Here is an 18,131-nt window from a genome sequence, read left to right as displayed (position 1 = left end):
GGAAGACCTCCCATTTCAATTTTATTCCTTCAGTTCTTTTCATGCTTCTGTTATGTGAAATTCTCTGTCAAGCGGAGCGTATCTGTCCGGTTCAGACCATTTCGCAACTAACTTCTCCTCCTGGGCTTCCAGGATCGTATTTGTTACCCTGTCCAGCATATTCATTGCACCTAAGTACCCTAGGGACAGTATCCTCTGGGCACCTACCCTGTCATGTATGGGGAAACCTACTCTTACAAGAGGTATTCCCATCTCCTTTGCAATATACTTGCCATTGGAGTTGCCAATAAGCATCTCGGGCTTTGCCTTCTTTACTGCATCGTTGAATGCGTCAAAGTCCACATCTTCAAGGATGGTGACATTGCAGTCCGGCTTAACCTGTCCGACCCTTTCCATCGCATATTCTGCGAATCCGGGGGACTTGCTGGAAGCTACTACTAATATGGGGTGCATGCCGTTCTCAAGTGCAAGGGAAAGTATACCCAGGACATTGTCCGGATCTCCGTAGATGGCAACCTTCGTTCCGTAGATGTACTTGTGTGCATCTACCATAGCATCTATCAGGCGACCTCTCTCCTTCTGGTATGCTTCGAGTATGTCTGTTCCTGCGATCATGGAAAGTGCAGCCACCAATCTGTCAGTATATTCCAGTCCAATAGGCAGTGGCAGGTTCTGTGAAGGGATATCGAATGTTTGTTCAAGATAACTGACCGCCCTGTTAACATTAGTGATCCCGAGCCCTATCATCGCAGCACTGTTCTTCATGTCTGATATATCCGAGTGGGAAGTCCCTCCCGGGAATATCTTCTGGAGCTCTCCTGTAATGGGTGCGTCAAAGGTTTCCGATATGTCAGGCAACAGTATGAATGAATTTGTGCCGATAATGTCGGACAATATTCTCCTGAGTTCGCGTGTGTCCTCAGGTGATACGTTCTCTGAGAGCACCACATTGAGCTTGTTATTGAAGATATCACTTCCTGATTCATCCGTGGCAGTGAATTCCTTTACGATCGCCTCCACAGCCTTTATGTATCCGCTGTTGTGGCTGTCCTCATAACTGGGGGTTGAGACCGGAATTATTATCCTTTCACTAGCTATTTCTTCCTCCTCCTCTTTGAATTCGGCGATAATACGACCGATGTCGTCCCCTATTGTCTCGGCAAGACAGGTAGTAGAAATGCCGATAACCTTTGGATCATAACGCAGGATAAGGTTCTTCAGCCCCTTCTTAAGGTTCTCACTTCCTCCGTATACTGCTCCCTTCTCGCTAAGGGAACTTGACCCGATGTCCACGGGTTCCCTGAAGTGATGGGCAAGATGCAGTCTCATGTAAGTGCTGCACCCCTGTGAGCCATGGAGCAATACCATGGAGTTCTCTATTCCCTTAAATGCCATCACACTGCCTATGGGCTGGCACATGATGCAGGGATTGACGGTAGCATAACTTCTGTCGGTCATGCTACTGACTCCTGCAGTGTGGTGGTATTGTGATCTTGCATGTTCTCTCTCTCCTTTACTGCTTCTTCATGTTCTGCTCTTTGATTCGCTCTCCTGGAAAAGTTCTCTGTGCTATTAGCTGAACCCACTGCTGGCTGTAGTCTGCTCCCATATGCCTTCCATACGGGGCTGTTCATGGAAGCATCAAGTTCTCTTGCGAAATTGAGGAAACCATCGTAACCTTCAAACTCGATCACCCTGTCATGGTTGAAGTCACAGAATGCAACTCCAAGTTTGTAAGCCAGGAAGCGTTCCTTGACACCTGCTACCATCAGGTCTGCCTTCTGTCTTCTCAGCAGGTCAGCCAGTTCAAGCGGGTTCGCATCATCCACTATCACAGTCCCGTCCTTTACCTGGTAACTTATCTGCTCATAGTCATCCTTCTTTCCTGTCTGAGTGCCTATGATGACCACTTCCATTCCAAGTTCACGGAATCCCTTGATAAGCGTGAGTGCCTTGGCAGCGCCTCCCATATAGATGGCTGCTGTCTTTCCCTGAAGCCTGTTACGGATGCTTTGGATCTCAGGCATTATCCTTCTGGTCTCGCTCTCTATTATTTCCTCGGCTATTTGCTTCATTTCTTGCGAACCGAAGAAATCGGCTGCTGTCCGCAGGGCGATTGCAATGTCTTCAATTCCAAAGTAACTGACCTTCCTGAAGGGAATGCCATATTCCTGATGCATCCACTTTGCAAGGTATGTCATGGACCCGGAACACTGCACAAGGTTCAGCCGGGCCCTGTGTGCCTGTGAGATAGTTTCGCAGGTCGCATCCCCTGTCATTGAAGTTATGACCTGGATGCCCATCTTTTCAAAGAGAGGCTTGACAAGCCATACATCTCCTGCCACATTGTAATCTCCCAGAATGTTCATGGTGTACGGGGAAGTTATCTCCGGTTCCCTTGTCCCTATAAGCTGCATCAGGGCATTGCATGCTGCCTTGTATCCGTCGGACTTGGTACCCTTGAACCCTTCCGAATGTACGGCTATTACTGGTATATTGTGTATCCGGCTTGCTTCTTTACAAACTGCCTGGAGGTCATCACCGATTATTCCGACAATACATGTGGAGTATACGAACACTACTGGTGGATCGTATAGGCCGACCAGCTCCTCAATGCACTTTGAGAGTTTCTTCTCACCGCCAAAGACCACATCCAATTCCTTCATATTGCTGGAAAAACTGGTACGGAACGTCTCCTTTGCGCTGGACAGGCTGCCCCTGATATCCCAGGTATAGCTTGCACAGCCGATAGGTCCGTGGACCAGGTGTACCGCGTCGGTTACGGGATTTAAGGCCACACGCGCACCTGAATACACGCAAGCCCTCTGGCTCATTGCGCCTGCTAGGGACGTACTGTCACAGGCAAGTGCAGTATCATTTCTCTTAGCCTGCTTGAGGGCTATGTATGGCTGTCTCTCGTCCAGCGTGTTCACAACGCTTATGATTTCCGGCATATTGTTCCTCCTTAAATGGTTTATGAGGTCGTTACTGTACGACCTCCAGTTCTTCTTCAGGAATTGTCTTGTCCTTTATATCCAGGAAAGTGTTGCCGATCCACTCGACCATCCTGGCTGCCCCTGCATATCCCATGACCGGGAAGTGGTGCATATTTGCTCTGTCCATGATGGGGAATCCTACTCTTATGAGCGGTATGTCCTCTGCGAGTGCGATGTGCTTTCCGTAGGTATTGCCTATGAGCATATCCACAGGTTCGTTCTTCATTATCTGATGGAGAGTGAACAGATCGGCTCCGGTAAGTATCTGTGAATCCGGATACAGTGGGTGTACCAACTGTGCCATCTCACTCTCAAATACCTTGCTCGTAGTTCCAGTAAGGACTACGGTTGGCTCCATCCCCATCTCAAGCACCAGGCTTGTCAGGCCATGGATTATGTCAGGGTCACCAAAGATCGCGACCTTCTTCCCATAGTAGTGTGGATGGGCATCGGTCATCATATCGACAACTCTTGCTCTTTCCTGCTCGAGTTCCGGTGGTATCGGAACATTCGCAAGTTCCGCTGCCTTCATGATGAACCTGTCAGTGTATCGCACACCGATCGGCACTGGTCCTGTCTGTGCAGGGACCTTGAACTTTGTCTTGAGTAACTGCGCTGCCGCCCCACCGGCCATGCTGCATAATGCAATCGTCCCGACAGAGTTTGCAGTATCCTCGATATCTCCGACAGGTGTACCGCCCTTTGCGTATAGTGAGCCGTCTCCTAAAAGGCCAGAGTCGAATACGTTTGTCTGGTCCGGGAACACGATCGCAGGTATCTTCATTATGGAAAGTATCCTCTTGATCTCCCGGATATCCCCCGGATCCACAAAGCCGGGTATGACATTGAGCTTCCCGTTGGGCTTTGACTTGCGGGCGAAGCTTGTGACAAAGGACTTCACCATGTTGTCATAGCCTGTCACATGAGAGCCTACATAGCTTGGCGTGGATGCTGCACAGAGCTTAATGGATGGATCGATGAGTTCCTCCATCTTCACATCCTCAATTATCTGGTTAACATCGTCACCAATGGTCTCAGCTACACAGGTGGTGTGTATGGCTATGACCTCGGGCTGGTAGACTGCCTCTATGTTCGTGAGTGCTTCCCTGAGGTTTGATGCTCCTCCAAACACCGCGGTCCCTTCAGAAAAACTGCTGCTTGTAGCTGCAGTTGGTTCCCTGTAATGCCTTGTGAGACACATGCGCAAATATGAGAGACATCCCTGCGATCCATGGCTGTGAGGCATACAATTGTGCACGCCCATTGCAGCATACACCGCCCCTATGGGCTGGCAGATCTTGGCAGGGTTGACTACCAGTGCATTTCTCTCAACCTTTTCCTTTGGCGTATAATCTAGCATTCTATCTCTCCTTTTATTCTGCCTTCCAGGGTGTCTTCATCAGACTCCACGTCGGATTGTTCACTGACATGTCAACATCCCTCGCAAAGTTCAGCACTCCTGAGAATCCGGTGTACCTTCCACTGTAATCATAGGAGTGTATCTGTCTTGATGGAATTCCCATCTTTTGTGCCATGTACTTGTCCTTTATACCTGAACAGAACAGGTCCGGCTTTAGCTCCTTTATGAGGAACTCCGTTTCATAATGGTTAAGATCGTCTACAACGACTGTCCCATCCTTCATTTCGGGGAACATTCCTTCATAATCCATCAGTCCAAGCTGTTCCTTGAGTTCCTTCACGCGCTCTTCACTGATGGCAGGCTTGTACCCTTCCTCCATTTCATAGTGCAGGTCCTCAAGTATTGAACTGGAAGCCTTCTCCTTCATACCTTCAAGGACCTTCCTGCCTTCGTAATCATCCCGGTGCGCGAACTGATATCCGGCAACAATCACCTTCATGCCGAGGTCCTCGAAGAGATTCTGGTAGTGGTGTGACCTGGAGCCGCCGGAGTATATGAATACCTTCTTGCCTGCCAGTTTCCTTCTATACTTCTCAAGTTCGGGCTGGATCTTTGCCATTTCTTCTTCTATTACTTCCTCTGTCTTCCTGGTCAGTTCTGGGTCATCGAAAAACTGGGCCATCTTTCGAAGTGACTTCTTTGTGCCCTCTACTCCCACATAGTTGACCTTAAGCCAGGGTACGCCATACCTTTCTTCCATCATGCGGTTTGTATAGTTCACAGACCTGTGGCATAGCAGGATACTTAGCTTTGCCTTGTGAGCCTTTGCAAGACTATGGAACGAGCCGTCGCCTGTAAAGCTTGAGACTATGCGGTATCCTATCTTCTCAAATAGTGGCTTGATCTCCCATAGGTCTCCTCCGATGTTATATTCTCCAAAGATGTTGATGTCGAATGGAGTCGGATTCTCCAATTCCTCCGTACCTACAACATGTTCCATGAGCACGTTGCTTGCAATGTGATGCCCGGCTGACTGGCTGACCCCTCTGTAGCCTTCACAGCGAAGTGCCATGACCTTGATGCCATGTTCCTTCTGTGCCTCAAGAGCTACTGCTTCTATATCATCTCCGATCAGTCCCACAGGGCATGTAGCGCAGATGGAAATCGCGCCAGGCTTGAAGATCCTGACCACGTCATCAATGGCAGTCTTGAGCTTCTTCTCACCACCGAACACAATATCGGTTTCTATGATATCAGTTGAGAAACTGTACTGCAGGTAGTTATCTCCGCCATTCTCCGCCTTTCCCATGTTACGGCGGGTTCCCCAGGTGTAATAACCGCACCCTATAGGGCCATGGACGATATGCACCATGTCCTTGATAGGTCCCATGACCACGCCCTTGCCGCCTGCAAAAGCGCAGCCGCGGTTTGTCATGATGCCGGGAACTACCTTGCTGTCGGCTTCTATGTGCTGGTCTGTGGAACAGTCCCTTACAACCACATGTTTTCTCCTGTCCCTGGCAACCTTCTCCGGATACCTCTTCATCATTTCATCAACGATGTTCTGTGTGGCTTCTACTTCAGAGCTCATTGTAATTCCCTCTCTACAGTAATGGCGCCTTCTTCCCCGGTCCGTATCCTGATCGATCCCGGTATGTCTGTCACAAATACCTTTCCGTCTCCGGCGTGCCCTGTTTTGTTCACTTCAATTATCTTCCGGACAACCTCATCAGCTGCCTCGTCATCAACAACAATTGTGAACATACGCTTCGGAACAAAAGGTATGCAGTTCTTTGACGCAGCACCCTCCGGATTTGGTAGCGGTGGTTCAAATTCATAACACAATCCCTTTTGCTTGCCCCGGCCCATGACCACCTGGACCGTGAAAGAAGGATATCCGCAGTCTGAAAGGGCCTCGATCGTCCGCTGGACCTTGTTCATGCGGATGATGGCTGTTATTTCCTTCATTTTCATTCCTCTGCGAGAATCAAATGCCTGTCTCTCCAGTGCGTATTGTGTATGAGCTCTCTATGGGGTTGATGAATATCTTGCCGTCACCGTACTTGCCGGTGTGAGCTGATCGCTTAATTATTTCCACGATCTTTTCCTGATTCTCGTCGTCAACGACCATCATGAGCATTGTCTTTGGAAGTTCGTCAAAATGGACCTCTGATGTATGAATACCTCTCTGTTTTCCCCTTCCGAATACATCTACCTTGGTAAGGGAGACGAAGCCTTCCTTCTCAAGTTCTTCTACGACATATGAGACCTTGTTCGGCCTGATAATTGCACGGATCATTTGCATTGTTATCACCTCAGAGTTCGACGATTCCAAATTCTACCATCATTGCTTCCAGGTCATCCATTTCCATTGGCTTTGGGACAACGAACAGTTCATTGGTTTCGATGTTGTTGGCCAGTGTCAGGTATTCATTTGCCTGGTTACAGGTGGGGTCAAATTCAATGACTACCTTCCTGTTGATCTCAGCACGCTGGACAATATTGTCTCTTGGTACGAAGTGAATGAGCTTGCTTCCAAGTCTTTGTGCAAATGCTTCGAGAAGTTCGCGTTCTCCATCTACATTCCTGCTGTTACAGATGATCCCTCCAAGACGTGCACCACCCTTTGCATACTTCTGGATACCCTTGCAGATGTTGTTAGCTGCATAGATTGCCATCAGTTCTCCGCTTGCAACTATGTATATCTCCTTAGCCTTTCCTTCACGAATTGGCATTGCGAAACCTCCGCATACCACATCACCGAGCACGTCGTAGAACACGTAGTCCAGATCCTCGTCATATGCACCAAGGTTTTCCAGCAGGTTAATTGATGTGATTATTCCTCTTCCTGCACAACCGACACCCGGTTCAGGTCCGCCTGATTCGACACACTGTATGTTTCCGAATCCTGGCTGCAAAAGCTTGTCAAGTTCTACGGACTCGTCGCCTTCTGCCCTTAATGTGTCAAGTACTGTCCTCTGGTTAAGACCTCCAAGAAGCATTCTTGTTGAGTCAGCCTTAGGGTCACATCCTACTAACAGTATCTTTTTTCCCATAGTGGCGAGTGCTGCTGTCAAATTCTGTGTCGTCGTTGACTTTCCTATTCCGCCCTTTCCGTATATTGCTACTTGTCTCATGGTCTTTCCTCAATTCTTTGTTACTTGTTTTTGTACTATTTCGGAGCTGCATTTCTTTGTAGTACAACGGAATCCTATGTACTAGATAATAATATATAAATCTTTGCAAAAAATAAATGTGGTATAATTTATAAAAATAAGCAAAAAGAATATTAGTTGCACCTATTCAGCTACTTTGGAAATTAACAATGGAGTATTTCATTTTTAGTATCCAGGTGTTATTACGGGAAATTCTGTCTGATCAAGAACGATCTTTATGTAGAACTTCATTTTAGGACGCTCGCTAATGGGTCAAGGCAAGCATTAAGATTCAAATCCCAAAGTCAGCGGTTCAGGACGAGAAAACCAGAAAGAGGGTCGATAAAAAATAAATATAGGAGAAGGGCAAAAAATCCCTTCTGCTTATTCTGAAAGATATTTTGAAACCATCTGCTGCATGTCGGAAGCCATCTGCGAGAGTTCCTGTGAACTCTTTGCCAGCTCCAGCATGGAAGCATTCTGCTGCTCCACGGCAGCAGAGGTTTCCTCTGTTCCTGCAGCTGCTTCCTGTGACAGCGAGGCGACCTCGTCTACTGTTGCAGTTATCTCCTCAATGGAAGCGGACTGCTCTTCTGCAGCAGCTGCAATGTTCTGCGCCATTAGGGCAACCTTATTGCTTTCATCCACTATCTTCTGGACCGCTTCTACTGTATGGTTGAGGGCCTGTACTCCTGTCGATACTGTCTGGGTGCCTGTTTCCATAGAAGATACTGCAGCATGAGTTCCGTCTCTGATCTCAATAAGCAGACTTGCTATCTGTGATGCAGCTTTTCTGGAATCCTCGGCGAGCTTTCTGACCTCATCTGCAACCACAGCAAACCCTCGTCCATGTTCTCCTGCCCTTGCAGCTTCGATTGCTGCATTAAGGGCCAGCAGGTTTGTCTGGTCTGCAATGTTGGTGATCAGCTCTGCAATTTCTCCGATCTGCCTGGATTTCTCATCAAGCTCTTTTATAACACTGGCAGAACCATCGGTAGCTTTCTGAATTGCAGCCATCTGGAGTAGCATGTCCTGAGACTGTTTTCCGACATCCCGTATGAACTCACTTGCAGTGGTCGCAGCTCCTGCTGCCTGCTGAGCATTGTTGGCAATATCCTGGACACCTATGGTCATATCGTTCATTGTATGTGCAACCTGGTCGGACATACCTGCCTGTTCCTGTGACCCCTTGGCTATCTCTCCAACTGTTGTGGATATCTGGTTTGAGGCTGCAGTCATTTCTTCAATGGATGCCGACATCTCTTCTGCTGTAGAAGCGACACTGTTAGCGCTTTTACTCACAAGGTTGATGACTTCTGTCATTGAGTTCAATATCTCGTTCAGGCCCTTGGGGATTGCGGTGAAATCTATATCTACATCAGTCTCCGCCCTGGTATTGATCTTGCCCTTCATGGCGTCATCAGATATCTGTTTGAAATCTGCAACGATCTTCTGAATTCCTCCTGAGATCGACCTGCTGACCAGGAATGCAGCTCCGCCGCCCAGGGCTGCAAAGGCCAGGACTGCTATTATGAGGCTGTCTCTAATAGCTCTCACGGGTGCCTCAAACTCGTCAATATAAGTGCCTGATGCAATAACCCAGTCATTTGGTGCGTAGTACGCATAGCTCATCATCTTGTCTCGGCCATTCCAGTCATAAATGATATTTCCTTCCTTCTTAGAAGCCATCTCTTTTGCAAAATTATGAGCATAAAGATTTTCTCCTTCAAGTTCCGGATGGATTACCACATTGCCTTTTGAATCCATGATATACATATATCCGGTTTCACCAACAGTGATACCTGAGATCTGTTCCTTGATAAGTTGTCTGTAGTGCTCTTCTGGCATGCCTATGAATAGAACTCCAATAATCTTTCCTGAATTATCTTTTATTGGCTCATAGATGGTCAGGTACCAATTGCCGAGTACATCTGCTCTTCCACTGTAGGTCTGGTCCTTTTTGACAACAGCAGTATAGATAGCTTCAGGAAGGTCTGTTCCAATTACGCGATTTCCGTTGTCGTTGGTAAAGGTGCTGGATATCCGGGTTGCTGAACCATCTTTAACCTGGAATATGGTTGCATCTGCACCGGTTTCACTTTTTATTTCATCTACTATAGCATAATTGCTGTTGACCGTATGATCTTCACCAAGCATCATCTTACCGTCAACTATTGCCGGGCTACCATGGGAATTGACCTCATTATGAGCCACACTTATGCCCACCTGAAGTTTTTCCTGGGCACCATTGAAGACTGCTTCAATATATTGTTCTTCAAGGAATACCTGATCATCCAGTCTTTCGTTCAGCTGGTCTCTGATAGCAGAGGCTGTTTGTTCATATGCATAGAACCCGACGATTGCAACGGGCAGGATAGTCAATAGCAGGCAAACTGCAATTATTTTCTTATTGATTGTTATGTTTTTAAGCTTCATTTAAGCACGCCCCAATCTGTATATACACTTTCGCATGTATGTTACATATTTTACTAGAGTTCTCATGTTAAATTGCAAAATCTGAGTATAGAATTAGCGGATATATACTATATTTAATATATATATATATATCTATTCTATATATATCTATTCTCGTGAATGCATATATTCAAAAACCACTATCAAGAATGTGCAGTGCACTTTCAGGTATATAGTCAGATTCAGTGTATCTTCATACATCTTTGCAGTTGCATCATCACGCAAAATATGATGTCTCTGTCAGGTGCAGTATGTGCATATCCAAAAAAGCAGGTCAATTTATTTCTATGTGTAATACAGATTCCGCTCTATGTGCACGGACATTCGGTAAATGCTGGAATGAAGAAAAATTGAGGAAGCCCGCGTAATGGACATCCCTGTACCAAAAAAGCCTATATCTTTTGAAAATACTGGGTTAAAGCCTGTAAAAGTAGAAGGAGGTATTGGAAATGCGCTTAAAGCGCATCTCCATCGGTTTCTCCTGTACGTATCCTTACTATCTTTGCAATCGGATAAACAAAGATCTTACCGTCGCCGATGGTTCCGGTGGCTGCTGCCTTTGAAATGATGTCAACGACCTTGTCGATGTCTATGTCATTAACAACAATTTCCATCTTTATCTTTGGCAGCAGGTCCACGCAATACTTGCGTCCTCTCCACTGCTGCATTACACCCTTCTGCTTACCGCGGCCTTTTACATCGGTAACTGTAACACTCTCAAATCCTGCTGCATCAAGTGCATCCTTGACTTCGTGAATCTTTGTTGGCCTTATGATCGCTTCTATCTTCATCATTTAAATCACTCCTCCTGAATCATGAACTCAGGGTATGCACTGATACCATGTTCTACTATGTCCAGCCCGGTGATCTCGTGTTCTTCAGATACACGCAGTCCTATGGTCCAGTCGAGCACCTTGAAGATTATGAATGAGATACCAAATGCCCATACTATACTGATTATTACAGCAACTACCTGGATAAGGAACTGCTGGTATCCTCCATAGATCAGTCCTACACCCTCTGCTGCATATACTGCATCTGCAAGTATGCCATTGCCCATGCCTACTGAGAATATTCCCACTGAGAGCAATCCCCAGCTTCCGGAATATCCATGTACTGCGATAGCACCGACCGGGTCGTCCAGCTTGAGCACATTTTCATTGAACATTACACCTGCGTATACTATGATACCGCCTACAATACCTATGACTATTGCTGCCCAGTTCTCAACAGAGCCACAAGGTGCTGTGATTGCTACAAGGCCTGCAAGCATTCCGTTTGCTGTGAGGGAAGGGTCTGGCTTTCCTGTCTTTAGCCAGGTGATCAGCATCACTGCGATACAACCTGCTGCACCTGCCAGGAACGTGTTTGCTATTACGAGGTTGATGTATGGGTCGTTACCGTCAAGGGTGCTGCCACCGTTGAATCCTACCCAGCCGAATGCCAGGATAAGGGTACCGAGGAATGCCAGGGGAAGGCTGTGACCTGGTATTGCCAGGGGCTTGCCATTCCTGAACTTCCCGATCCTTGACCCTACTACCAGTACACCGGCCAGTGCAGCATATCCGCCAATGGAGTGTACGACTCCCGATCCTGCAAAGTCGTGGTGTGCAACACCGATGGCATCAACGAGGAAGCCGCTTGTAAGAATTCCTGCACCGCTCCATACCCAGTGTCCGTATACAGGGTAGATAAGGGCTACCATAAGTACTGTGTAAATTAAATATGCCTTGAAGTCGGTCCTCTCAGCCATAGCGCCTGAAACGATTGTTGCACCGGTTGCTGCGAAGACCATCTGGAACCACCAGCTGTTCCACATGGCGTTGTCAGCTCCCATCAGGAAGAACTGGTCAATGCCTATAAGCCCGGCATAATCCGCACCGTACATTATTCCCCATCCGACTGCCCAGTACACAACTACGCCCAGACAGATGGTCATGAAATTCTTCATGAGAATGTTGGCTGTGTTCTTTGTACGGGTAAGTCCGATCTCAACAAGCGAGAATCCCGCATGCATCAGGAATACAATGGCACCTGCAATTATCAGCCACAGGAATGTAAGGGCAGTCTGGAGACTTGCGATATCCTCTGTATTCTGTTCTACGGTTTCAGCCGAACCCGGCACGGCAAATGCCATAAGTATGACACTGATAAGCAGCAAGAACTGCAATATCATTCTGGAATCAAATTTTGGTAACGTTCTGATCATGGCTATACTCCTGAATTTTGTTTTATTAGGTAGACGGATACCTAGTGTAGAGTTTATACTATTTATAGTTAATCATTATCCGGTTATTACCACAATGGTTTATTCATATTAATCCGTAATTACGTCTTGTATAAAGTACTCATATTTCCGCTCAGTCATCTTATGTACGCGAGTCTCATTAATGCCAAGCTGCAGGAAATCCTCTCTCTTGAATATTTATACTCATTAATATAATAATATCAAGGCGTGTATATATACTGTAAGTGCATATTTCGCTCTGATGAGGGACACGTACTACAATATGGACTGCATCACAGGTGCGAAAACTTATCTTCCGGATGCAATGGTGGACCTTATTATCACTGACCCTCCTTTTGCCATAGAAGGCGATCAGTTGCACAAGCTCTACAATCGCAAGGAAGAATATGTTGTGGAAGGTTATGTGGAAGTCTCAAAAGAAAAGTACAGGGAGTTCTCTTTCAGGTGGATAGAGCAGGCAAAGAGGGTTCTGAAAGATACAGGTTCCATGTACATTGTTTCAGGATGGACCAACCTGCTGGATATCTTGCTTGCCATTGAGCAGAACGGCCTTGAGCTCATCAATCACATGATCTGGAAATACAACTTCGGGGTAAGCACCAAGCACAAATTCGTGACTTCTCATTATCATATCCTCTACTGCCGGAAAAAGGGCAATGCAGAAGTTAAGTTCAATCCTTACTGCCGTTTCGGTGCTGAGGAAAAGGATTCAGAGGGTTCATCCATGCTGTATTGTGACCTTGAGGATGTATGGACTATCGGGCGGGATTTCAAAAAGGGCAGGACAAAGAACAGGAATCAGCTTCCCGTTGAACTTCTTATGAAGATGATGCTTTATTCTTCGGATGAGGATGACCTCATATGTGACTTTTTCCTGGGCAGTTTTTCCACCGCAAAGGTCGCCCGTTCTCTCGGGAGGTACTCTACCGGTTTTGAGATAAACGGAACGGCCTATGATCATCAGGTTGGTCAGATCAGTAACATCCAACGCGGGTGGATGCTGGCAGGGATGAGGTCAAATGGCGGTAATCCGCATTTCAACCAGCGAAAACGCTGGACAAAAGAAGAGACTGGTAACGTAATGGAACGCTATCATAATATAAAGTGCACGGGAGTCAGTGACAGGCAGGCTTATTCCATTCTGTCGCAGGAGTTTGGCAGGGGTTACTTCTCAATGATGAATATTGTAAAAAAAAGCAGACGATAGTTTCTTCTGCTTTCGGGTAGAGAATGTGGAATCTGTCAAAGCTCTTTCATCAGCTTATATTCCATTACTGTGGAAACCGGAAGTGTCTCTACCTGAATGCCTGCTTCCTCTACTGCAGCCACTGCGTTGATGCCTGCCATTACAGGGATACCGACCATTCCTCTTGATACCGGCGCATAAAATACTTCTTCTCCGGGCTCACCGATACATATATGGCCCTGAATATCTGCCTTTTTGGCAAGCTCGATCACTTCCAGGGCTTTGGATGCTGCAGCCGCAGGTATCTCCCGCACATTGGCCAGCATTCTCCCGGTGCCAGTGTCGAAGGTCTGGAGGACGGAGGTAGCTTTCCTTCTTAAGAATAATTTAATCGGATCGATAGATGTGCCATTATAGGATATGAGGTCAATAAACCCTTCAGGCTCCTGTTTTTCTATTTGCATCAGCCCGCCATATGCGGGGGAAACAGGTATTCCGCTTTTGAGCAGCAACCCGTCAAATGTGACACTGCATACCGTTGCCAGAGCTATCTGGCCCTCAGGCACATAAATGTCTAACTCTGTGTTGTCCTCTTCGAAAATAGCAGCCTTGGAGCTGATCGTTGCCCCCTGGGACATTGCATACCTGACAACATCAATAGCATTGTCAAAATCGTCCTTGTCAATATAGGTAACATTGACGATGACGTTTCCCTTTCCTGTATTGAGATCGTAATCGGTCCTGTATATGAGTTCTTCTATCCTTGTGATGATGAAGCCGAGCCTGTCGCTGATAAGGGCGTCACTGAGCTCTTTTTTACCGCGCTCTGTGATGGTACGGCCTATATATCCGTGCTTTTTAGTGAAACCTCTTTCATCAAGTATCCTCAGATGATATCTGACAGCCCTCTCTCCTATCGCATAGCCACGATTGTGAAGTTCGTCGGCAATAAGCCGTGCACCTACAGGCTTATCACTCTCACTGATGATGCGCATGATTTCCACAAGTTTTCTCTCAACATTCGGGTCTGTCATTTTCTCACCATTTGGCCTTTAGCCGGTCTGATCACTCTAACTAATAGACCGTGCCTCTTATTTAAGTTGTGTGTATTCAGATGAGTCCTGTCCGGAGTATGTATACCACAAGCCACATCCCTAAAAACCCTGCATTATAAACCTGATAACTCCCGGCATGGGCCTTCCCCAGATGTATGGCTCCAGTCGTGTCTGGATAATAAGTACAGAGCCTACTATTATGGCAGATATTATGAGGCTGAATGCAAGTCGATTACTTGCTGCATCAAGCTTGACCACTATTCTGTCAAAGCTGTAATCGAATCTGAGCTTAAGATACCCTTTTTCAGTGACATCCGGTAGATGGGATATCTTCAATTCTTGTAGTTCTTATTAAATTATGACTTAACATAGCTATTGTTTACATTCGGGGAAATTGTTAAATAATCTTTAACTCCAATTTGTAATAAGTGGGATAGGGCGTAGAATCTTGAGTTCATGCTCTGTCTACAATTAATAGAAGGAGTGAAAATATGTTATTTTTAAGTATAAGCACATGGCAACCCGAAGAAAGTGACCAGGTAATTGAACATTTCAAGAAGCTGAGGCCACCGGCGGGCGTAAACATCATGAATCAGTGGGTGGATATTTCAGGCGGCAGGTACTTTATACTGTACGAGACCAATGACGCTAAAGCGTTTGCAGAATTCAATCTGCCCTGGTCTGACATTTGCTATATAGAGAGTTGCCCGGTAATGGAATCTACTGATTTCATTAAACTTATGAGCTCAAAGGGAGTCTGATATAACTCCCTTTTTATTTGATGTCACTTTGCAGGTCCTAAAGTTATCTTCTTCTCCGAATTTCCAAGGCTTACGGTGAAATCACCCGCCGGAAGTGCGTCTGTTCCATAGCTGTGGTTAAAGTTACCATCACTGTCCGAGTTTACGGCCTGCGTGGCTGTGAAATCCAGCCTCACCTTCTTTTCGCCTTCCTGGGCTTCCCCATTGATGAGTATGTCGTATGTACCGTGAGGAACGTTATCTTCCGCAAATTCGGCAATGTCTCCATTTGCGTCAAAACTCCTTTTAAAGTCAATGAACATCTTCACTATAAAATTGAGGTCCTTTACGGGCCTGGACCTGACCATAAAACGGTTCCTGCCTTTTGGGATTCTGATTCCCTCAAAACTATACTCGTAAGAGCCGTCCCTGACAGCCACATCTCTTGAAAATGAGACTTCGATGTCCATCGCCTTATCGGGCTCTGTCTTACCCTGAATTATCAGGACATCCCCTGCATTCGGATTTTCCGGCAGGATACTCCAGCTTGCAACTTCAGCTTCAGACTTTTCAGGAGTTGCCTGCGGTCCCTGTGTCAGGGAATAGATGAATTTAGCAAAAACAAGGAATAAGTTCTCACCTTTACTGATGACCACACTCCCTCCTCCAGATACCTGGTATTTGAATTAAATGTCTTCTTCCTCTTTACTTAAAGATGAAGGTACGGGTTGCTCATGCATTGCCTTTTCCCTGTTTATGAGCATATCTATCTTGTTTTCCAACCCGATCATCATTTCCTTGAGGTCTTTGACTTCGTCCCTGGTTGCATAATCGGCTTTTTTGAAGGTATCCTGTACTCTGGCAGTGATTCTGTTTTCCATTTCTTCTTTTTGCTTTTTCTGTTCGTCTACCAGTTCGCGTACGAATTTCTTGCCTTCTTCCTTTCTCATTTCACCATTTTCGATCAGATCATCAGTGAAATCCTGAATTTTTTCTTCGGTGAGGGCCCACATGCCAATGCCAAACAGGGTGGCTTTTCTCCATAATTCGGTCATATCTCTCAATTCTAAACCTCCAATGATTAATTGGTAGGTGTTATGATAAATATCTTATTCTAACCCTGTTAAAGCTGTTTGAAAAAAGTAGGAATGGATAAGAGAAATTGAGGTCTCAGCTTTCCAGTTCCTTCAGGTCATGCTCAAGGTATCTGGCATCACTCATCCGAATAAGCCTGTCACATACATCTTCGGGCTTCCCGTCCATTATTATCTTCGCATTGTCAACTAGTATTGCTCTGTGCGCAACCTCTCTGACAAAGTCCATGTGATGGCTCACCAATACAATAGTAGTGCCCATCTTGCTGTTTATTCTTTTGAGGGAGTTGGTCACGTCCCTGAGGGTGACTGGGTCGAGATCCCCGAACGGCTCATCGAGTATGAGGATTTCAGGATAGGTTATGAGCGCAAGGGCAATGTATGCGCGCACATGTTCTCCGCCACTTATCTGGTATGGTGTTTTGTCCAGTATCTCAAGGGGGAGGTCAAGTGCAGCAAAGATGTCTTGTGCGTATCCATCCACATCTCCTTTTGTGATGGACGGGAAAAGGCGGGAATATATATCGGCTGTCAGGTTCATCTGCCGCATCAGCACATCCTTTTCTTCTTCTGACAGGTCCGGAAGGCTGTAAAGGCTGTCCAGTACCTTGTCCGATATCCCTATTTCAGCAGCTTTTTCTCTGGCATATTCCAGTGATCTTTTACCTTTAAGGCGGAGCCTGAAAGCCATCTGCTCCCGCACGGTGGAATTTGGAGATAAGGTGAACTCCTGATGCATGATACTTATCTTCTTGCGCAGGTCCATGCGTTGTCTCGAATACTCCAGGATGTTCGTCCATTGGCCCTCATGCAGGTAATATATATTTCCTTCCTTCGGTACTCTTAAGCCTTCTATCATTTTTAGCAGGGTAGTCTTGCCCGCACCTGACTGGCCGACGAGTGCCGTTATTTCTCCTGCGTTAATGTCTAGGGAAAGGTCTGTGAATTTGAGTACTTCACCAACCCTTAAAAGAGAAAATCTCTTTGAAAGGTTCTTGACCCTTATAACGGGCTCCTTCTTGTCAATCTGAGTTATTCCTATCTGCTCAGCAATGCCTTTGATAAAGTGGCGGAGTACTTCCTCAGGCTTTCCGATCTCGATCATCTTTCCGTCTTCAAGATATGCGACCCGGTCACAAAGATAAAGGTGTACTTCCGGAAGATGTGATACTACAATGATGGGTATGCTAAGTTTTCCTTTGAGGTCCTTTATGACATCAAGCATTTCCTGTTTCGTGCCCGGCCCCGTCATAGTGACCGGCTCATCCAGAAGTAACAAACGAGGCTTTGCTGCAAGCTGGCGGGCAAGTATAAGCCTTTGCTTCTCGCCTCCGCTGAGCAGGTTCGCGGAATGGAGAGCTTTATGTTCAAGTCCCACGAGTTTCATGTACTCCATGGCTTCTTTCTTAAGTTCGTCATAATTAGGAGAATCCGGCTCCGGAACGCTTTCATCTCCTGTCTCCAGTGCATTCAGCCGGCGAACTATGTTCTCAAAAGCAGGTCCGTTCCACAGTCCAAAGTTACGCTGCAGGTGGATAGCACTTACAGACTGGAGGTGCCTCATTCCCTCTTCTCCGGACTGCGGGGTCACTTTCCTTCCATCAAGCTCGATTGTCCCCTGATCGAATGTCTCAATTCCCCGAAGTATCTTTAAAAGAGTGGTCTTACCACTGCCACTCTTCCCTGTTATTCCAAGTATCTCCCCATCTGCAACAGCAAAACCGATGCTGCCCAGAACACGCTTTTTACCACTACAGGAGTTATATTCCTTTACGATGTCGGATACTTCAAGCATTGTCAAAACCTCTGATGAAAATCAATG

General features: G+C 46.4%; 17 protein-coding genes. 2 read left to right on the top strand and 15 right to left on the bottom strand.

Annotation, left to right across the window (positions count from 1 at the left end):
• Nucleotides 1–39: 39 nt before the first annotated feature.
• The 10 genes from QZZ22_RS01570 to QZZ22_RS01525 all read right to left on the bottom strand — a co-directional run bounded on the left by QZZ22_RS01570 (nt 40) and on the right by QZZ22_RS01525 (nt 12,195).
• Nucleotides 40–1,458 carry a nitrogenase component 1 gene (locus QZZ22_RS01570; protein ID WP_292461957.1) on the bottom strand — a complete coding sequence of 473 codons (1,419 nt, stop codon included), beginning with the start codon at nt 1,456–1,458 and terminating at the stop codon, nt 40–42.
• Entirely contained in the window at nt 1,455–2,954 is a 1,500-nt protein-coding gene (gene nifE / locus QZZ22_RS01565) for a nitrogenase iron-molybdenum cofactor biosynthesis protein NifE (RefSeq protein ID WP_292461955.1), read from the bottom strand. The genes QZZ22_RS01570 and nifE overlap by 4 nt, the downstream gene beginning before the upstream one ends.
• Before the next feature lie 31 nt (nt 2,955–2,985).
• Nucleotides 2,986–4,356 (bottom strand): nitrogenase molybdenum-iron protein subunit beta, encoded by a 1,371-nt coding sequence (nifK, locus tag QZZ22_RS01560; RefSeq protein WP_292461953.1) that lies wholly within the window; start codon nt 4,354–4,356, stop codon nt 2,986–2,988.
• A 13-nt stretch (nt 4,357–4,369) separates the two neighbouring features.
• A complete protein-coding gene (gene nifD / locus QZZ22_RS01555) occupies nt 4,370–5,947 on the bottom strand; it encodes a nitrogenase molybdenum-iron protein alpha chain (RefSeq protein WP_292461951.1) in 1,578 nt (525 codons plus the stop codon).
• Entirely contained in the window at nt 5,944–6,324 is a 381-nt protein-coding gene (locus QZZ22_RS01550) for a P-II family nitrogen regulator (protein ID WP_292461949.1), read from the bottom strand. The genes nifD and QZZ22_RS01550 overlap by 4 nt, the downstream gene beginning before the upstream one ends.
• 19 nt (nt 6,325–6,343) lie before the next feature.
• Nucleotides 6,344–6,661 (bottom strand): P-II family nitrogen regulator, encoded by a 318-nt coding sequence (locus QZZ22_RS01545; protein WP_292461947.1) that lies wholly within the window; start codon nt 6,659–6,661, stop codon nt 6,344–6,346.
• Nucleotides 6,662–6,671: 10 nt separating this feature from the next.
• Nucleotides 6,672–7,493 carry a nitrogenase iron protein gene (nifH, locus tag QZZ22_RS01540; RefSeq protein ID WP_292461946.1) on the bottom strand — a complete coding sequence of 274 codons (822 nt, stop codon included), beginning with the start codon at nt 7,491–7,493 and terminating at the stop codon, nt 6,672–6,674.
• Nucleotides 7,494–7,895: 402 nt separating this feature from the next.
• Entirely contained in the window at nt 7,896–9,947 is a 2,052-nt protein-coding gene (locus tag QZZ22_RS01535; protein WP_292461944.1) for a Cache 3/Cache 2 fusion domain-containing protein, read from the bottom strand.
• 494 nt (nt 9,948–10,441) lie between these two features.
• A complete protein-coding gene (locus tag QZZ22_RS01530) occupies nt 10,442–10,780 on the bottom strand; it encodes a P-II family nitrogen regulator (RefSeq protein WP_292461933.1) in 339 nt (112 codons plus the stop codon).
• Between the two features lie 5 nt (nt 10,781–10,785).
• A complete protein-coding gene (locus QZZ22_RS01525) occupies nt 10,786–12,195 on the bottom strand; it encodes an ammonium transporter (RefSeq protein WP_292461930.1) in 1,410 nt (469 codons plus the stop codon).
• A gap of 280 nt (nt 12,196–12,475) precedes the next feature.
• On the opposite strand from QZZ22_RS01525, the gene QZZ22_RS01520 reads away from it, so the two are divergent.
• The gene (locus tag QZZ22_RS01520; RefSeq protein WP_292461927.1) at nt 12,476–13,441 is read left to right on the top strand and encodes a site-specific DNA-methyltransferase; all 966 of its coding nucleotides are present in this window, start codon (nt 12,476–12,478) and stop codon (nt 13,439–13,441) included.
• A gap of 35 nt (nt 13,442–13,476) precedes the next feature.
• Here QZZ22_RS01520 and QZZ22_RS01515 read toward each other — a convergent pair whose 3' ends face one another.
• The gene (locus QZZ22_RS01515) at nt 13,477–14,454 is read right to left on the bottom strand and encodes a DUF128 domain-containing protein (RefSeq protein ID WP_292461925.1); all 978 of its coding nucleotides are present in this window, start codon (nt 14,452–14,454) and stop codon (nt 13,477–13,479) included.
• Nucleotides 14,455–14,574: 120 nt separating this feature from the next.
• Nucleotides 14,575–14,811: a hypothetical protein gene (locus QZZ22_RS01510; RefSeq protein ID WP_292461922.1), complete on the bottom strand. Its 237-nt coding sequence runs from the start codon at nt 14,809–14,811 to the stop codon at nt 14,575–14,577.
• 155 nt (nt 14,812–14,966) lie between these two features.
• Between QZZ22_RS01510 and QZZ22_RS01505 the strand changes: the two genes are divergently transcribed.
• On the top strand, nt 14,967–15,236 hold the full coding sequence (locus QZZ22_RS01505; RefSeq protein WP_292461919.1) for a DUF3303 family protein: 270 nt from the start codon (nt 14,967–14,969) through the stop codon (nt 15,234–15,236).
• 23 nt (nt 15,237–15,259) lie between these two features.
• Here the strand turns inward: QZZ22_RS01505 and QZZ22_RS01500 are convergent, their stop codons facing one another.
• From QZZ22_RS01500 to QZZ22_RS01490, 3 genes are all read right to left on the bottom strand, one after another.
• Nucleotides 15,260–15,871 carry a hypothetical protein gene (locus tag QZZ22_RS01500; protein ID WP_292461916.1) on the bottom strand — a complete coding sequence of 204 codons (612 nt, stop codon included), beginning with the start codon at nt 15,869–15,871 and terminating at the stop codon, nt 15,260–15,262.
• A gap of 30 nt (nt 15,872–15,901) precedes the next feature.
• Nucleotides 15,902–16,270 carry a hypothetical protein gene (locus tag QZZ22_RS01495; RefSeq protein WP_292462185.1) on the bottom strand — a complete coding sequence of 123 codons (369 nt, stop codon included), beginning with the start codon at nt 16,268–16,270 and terminating at the stop codon, nt 15,902–15,904.
• Nucleotides 16,271–16,385: 115 nt separating this feature from the next.
• Nucleotides 16,386–18,104, bottom strand: a complete 1,719-nt coding sequence (locus QZZ22_RS01490; RefSeq protein ID WP_292461913.1) for an ATP-binding cassette domain-containing protein — start codon at nt 18,102–18,104, stop codon at nt 16,386–16,388.
• Nucleotides 18,105–18,131 lie beyond the last annotated feature (27 nt).

The sequence above is a fragment of the Methanolobus sp. genome (genome assembly GCF_016278365.1).
GTDB lineage: Archaea > Halobacteriota > Methanosarcinia > Methanosarcinales > Methanosarcinaceae > Methanolobus.
This window is presented reverse-complemented; position numbering and strand designations above follow the sequence as displayed.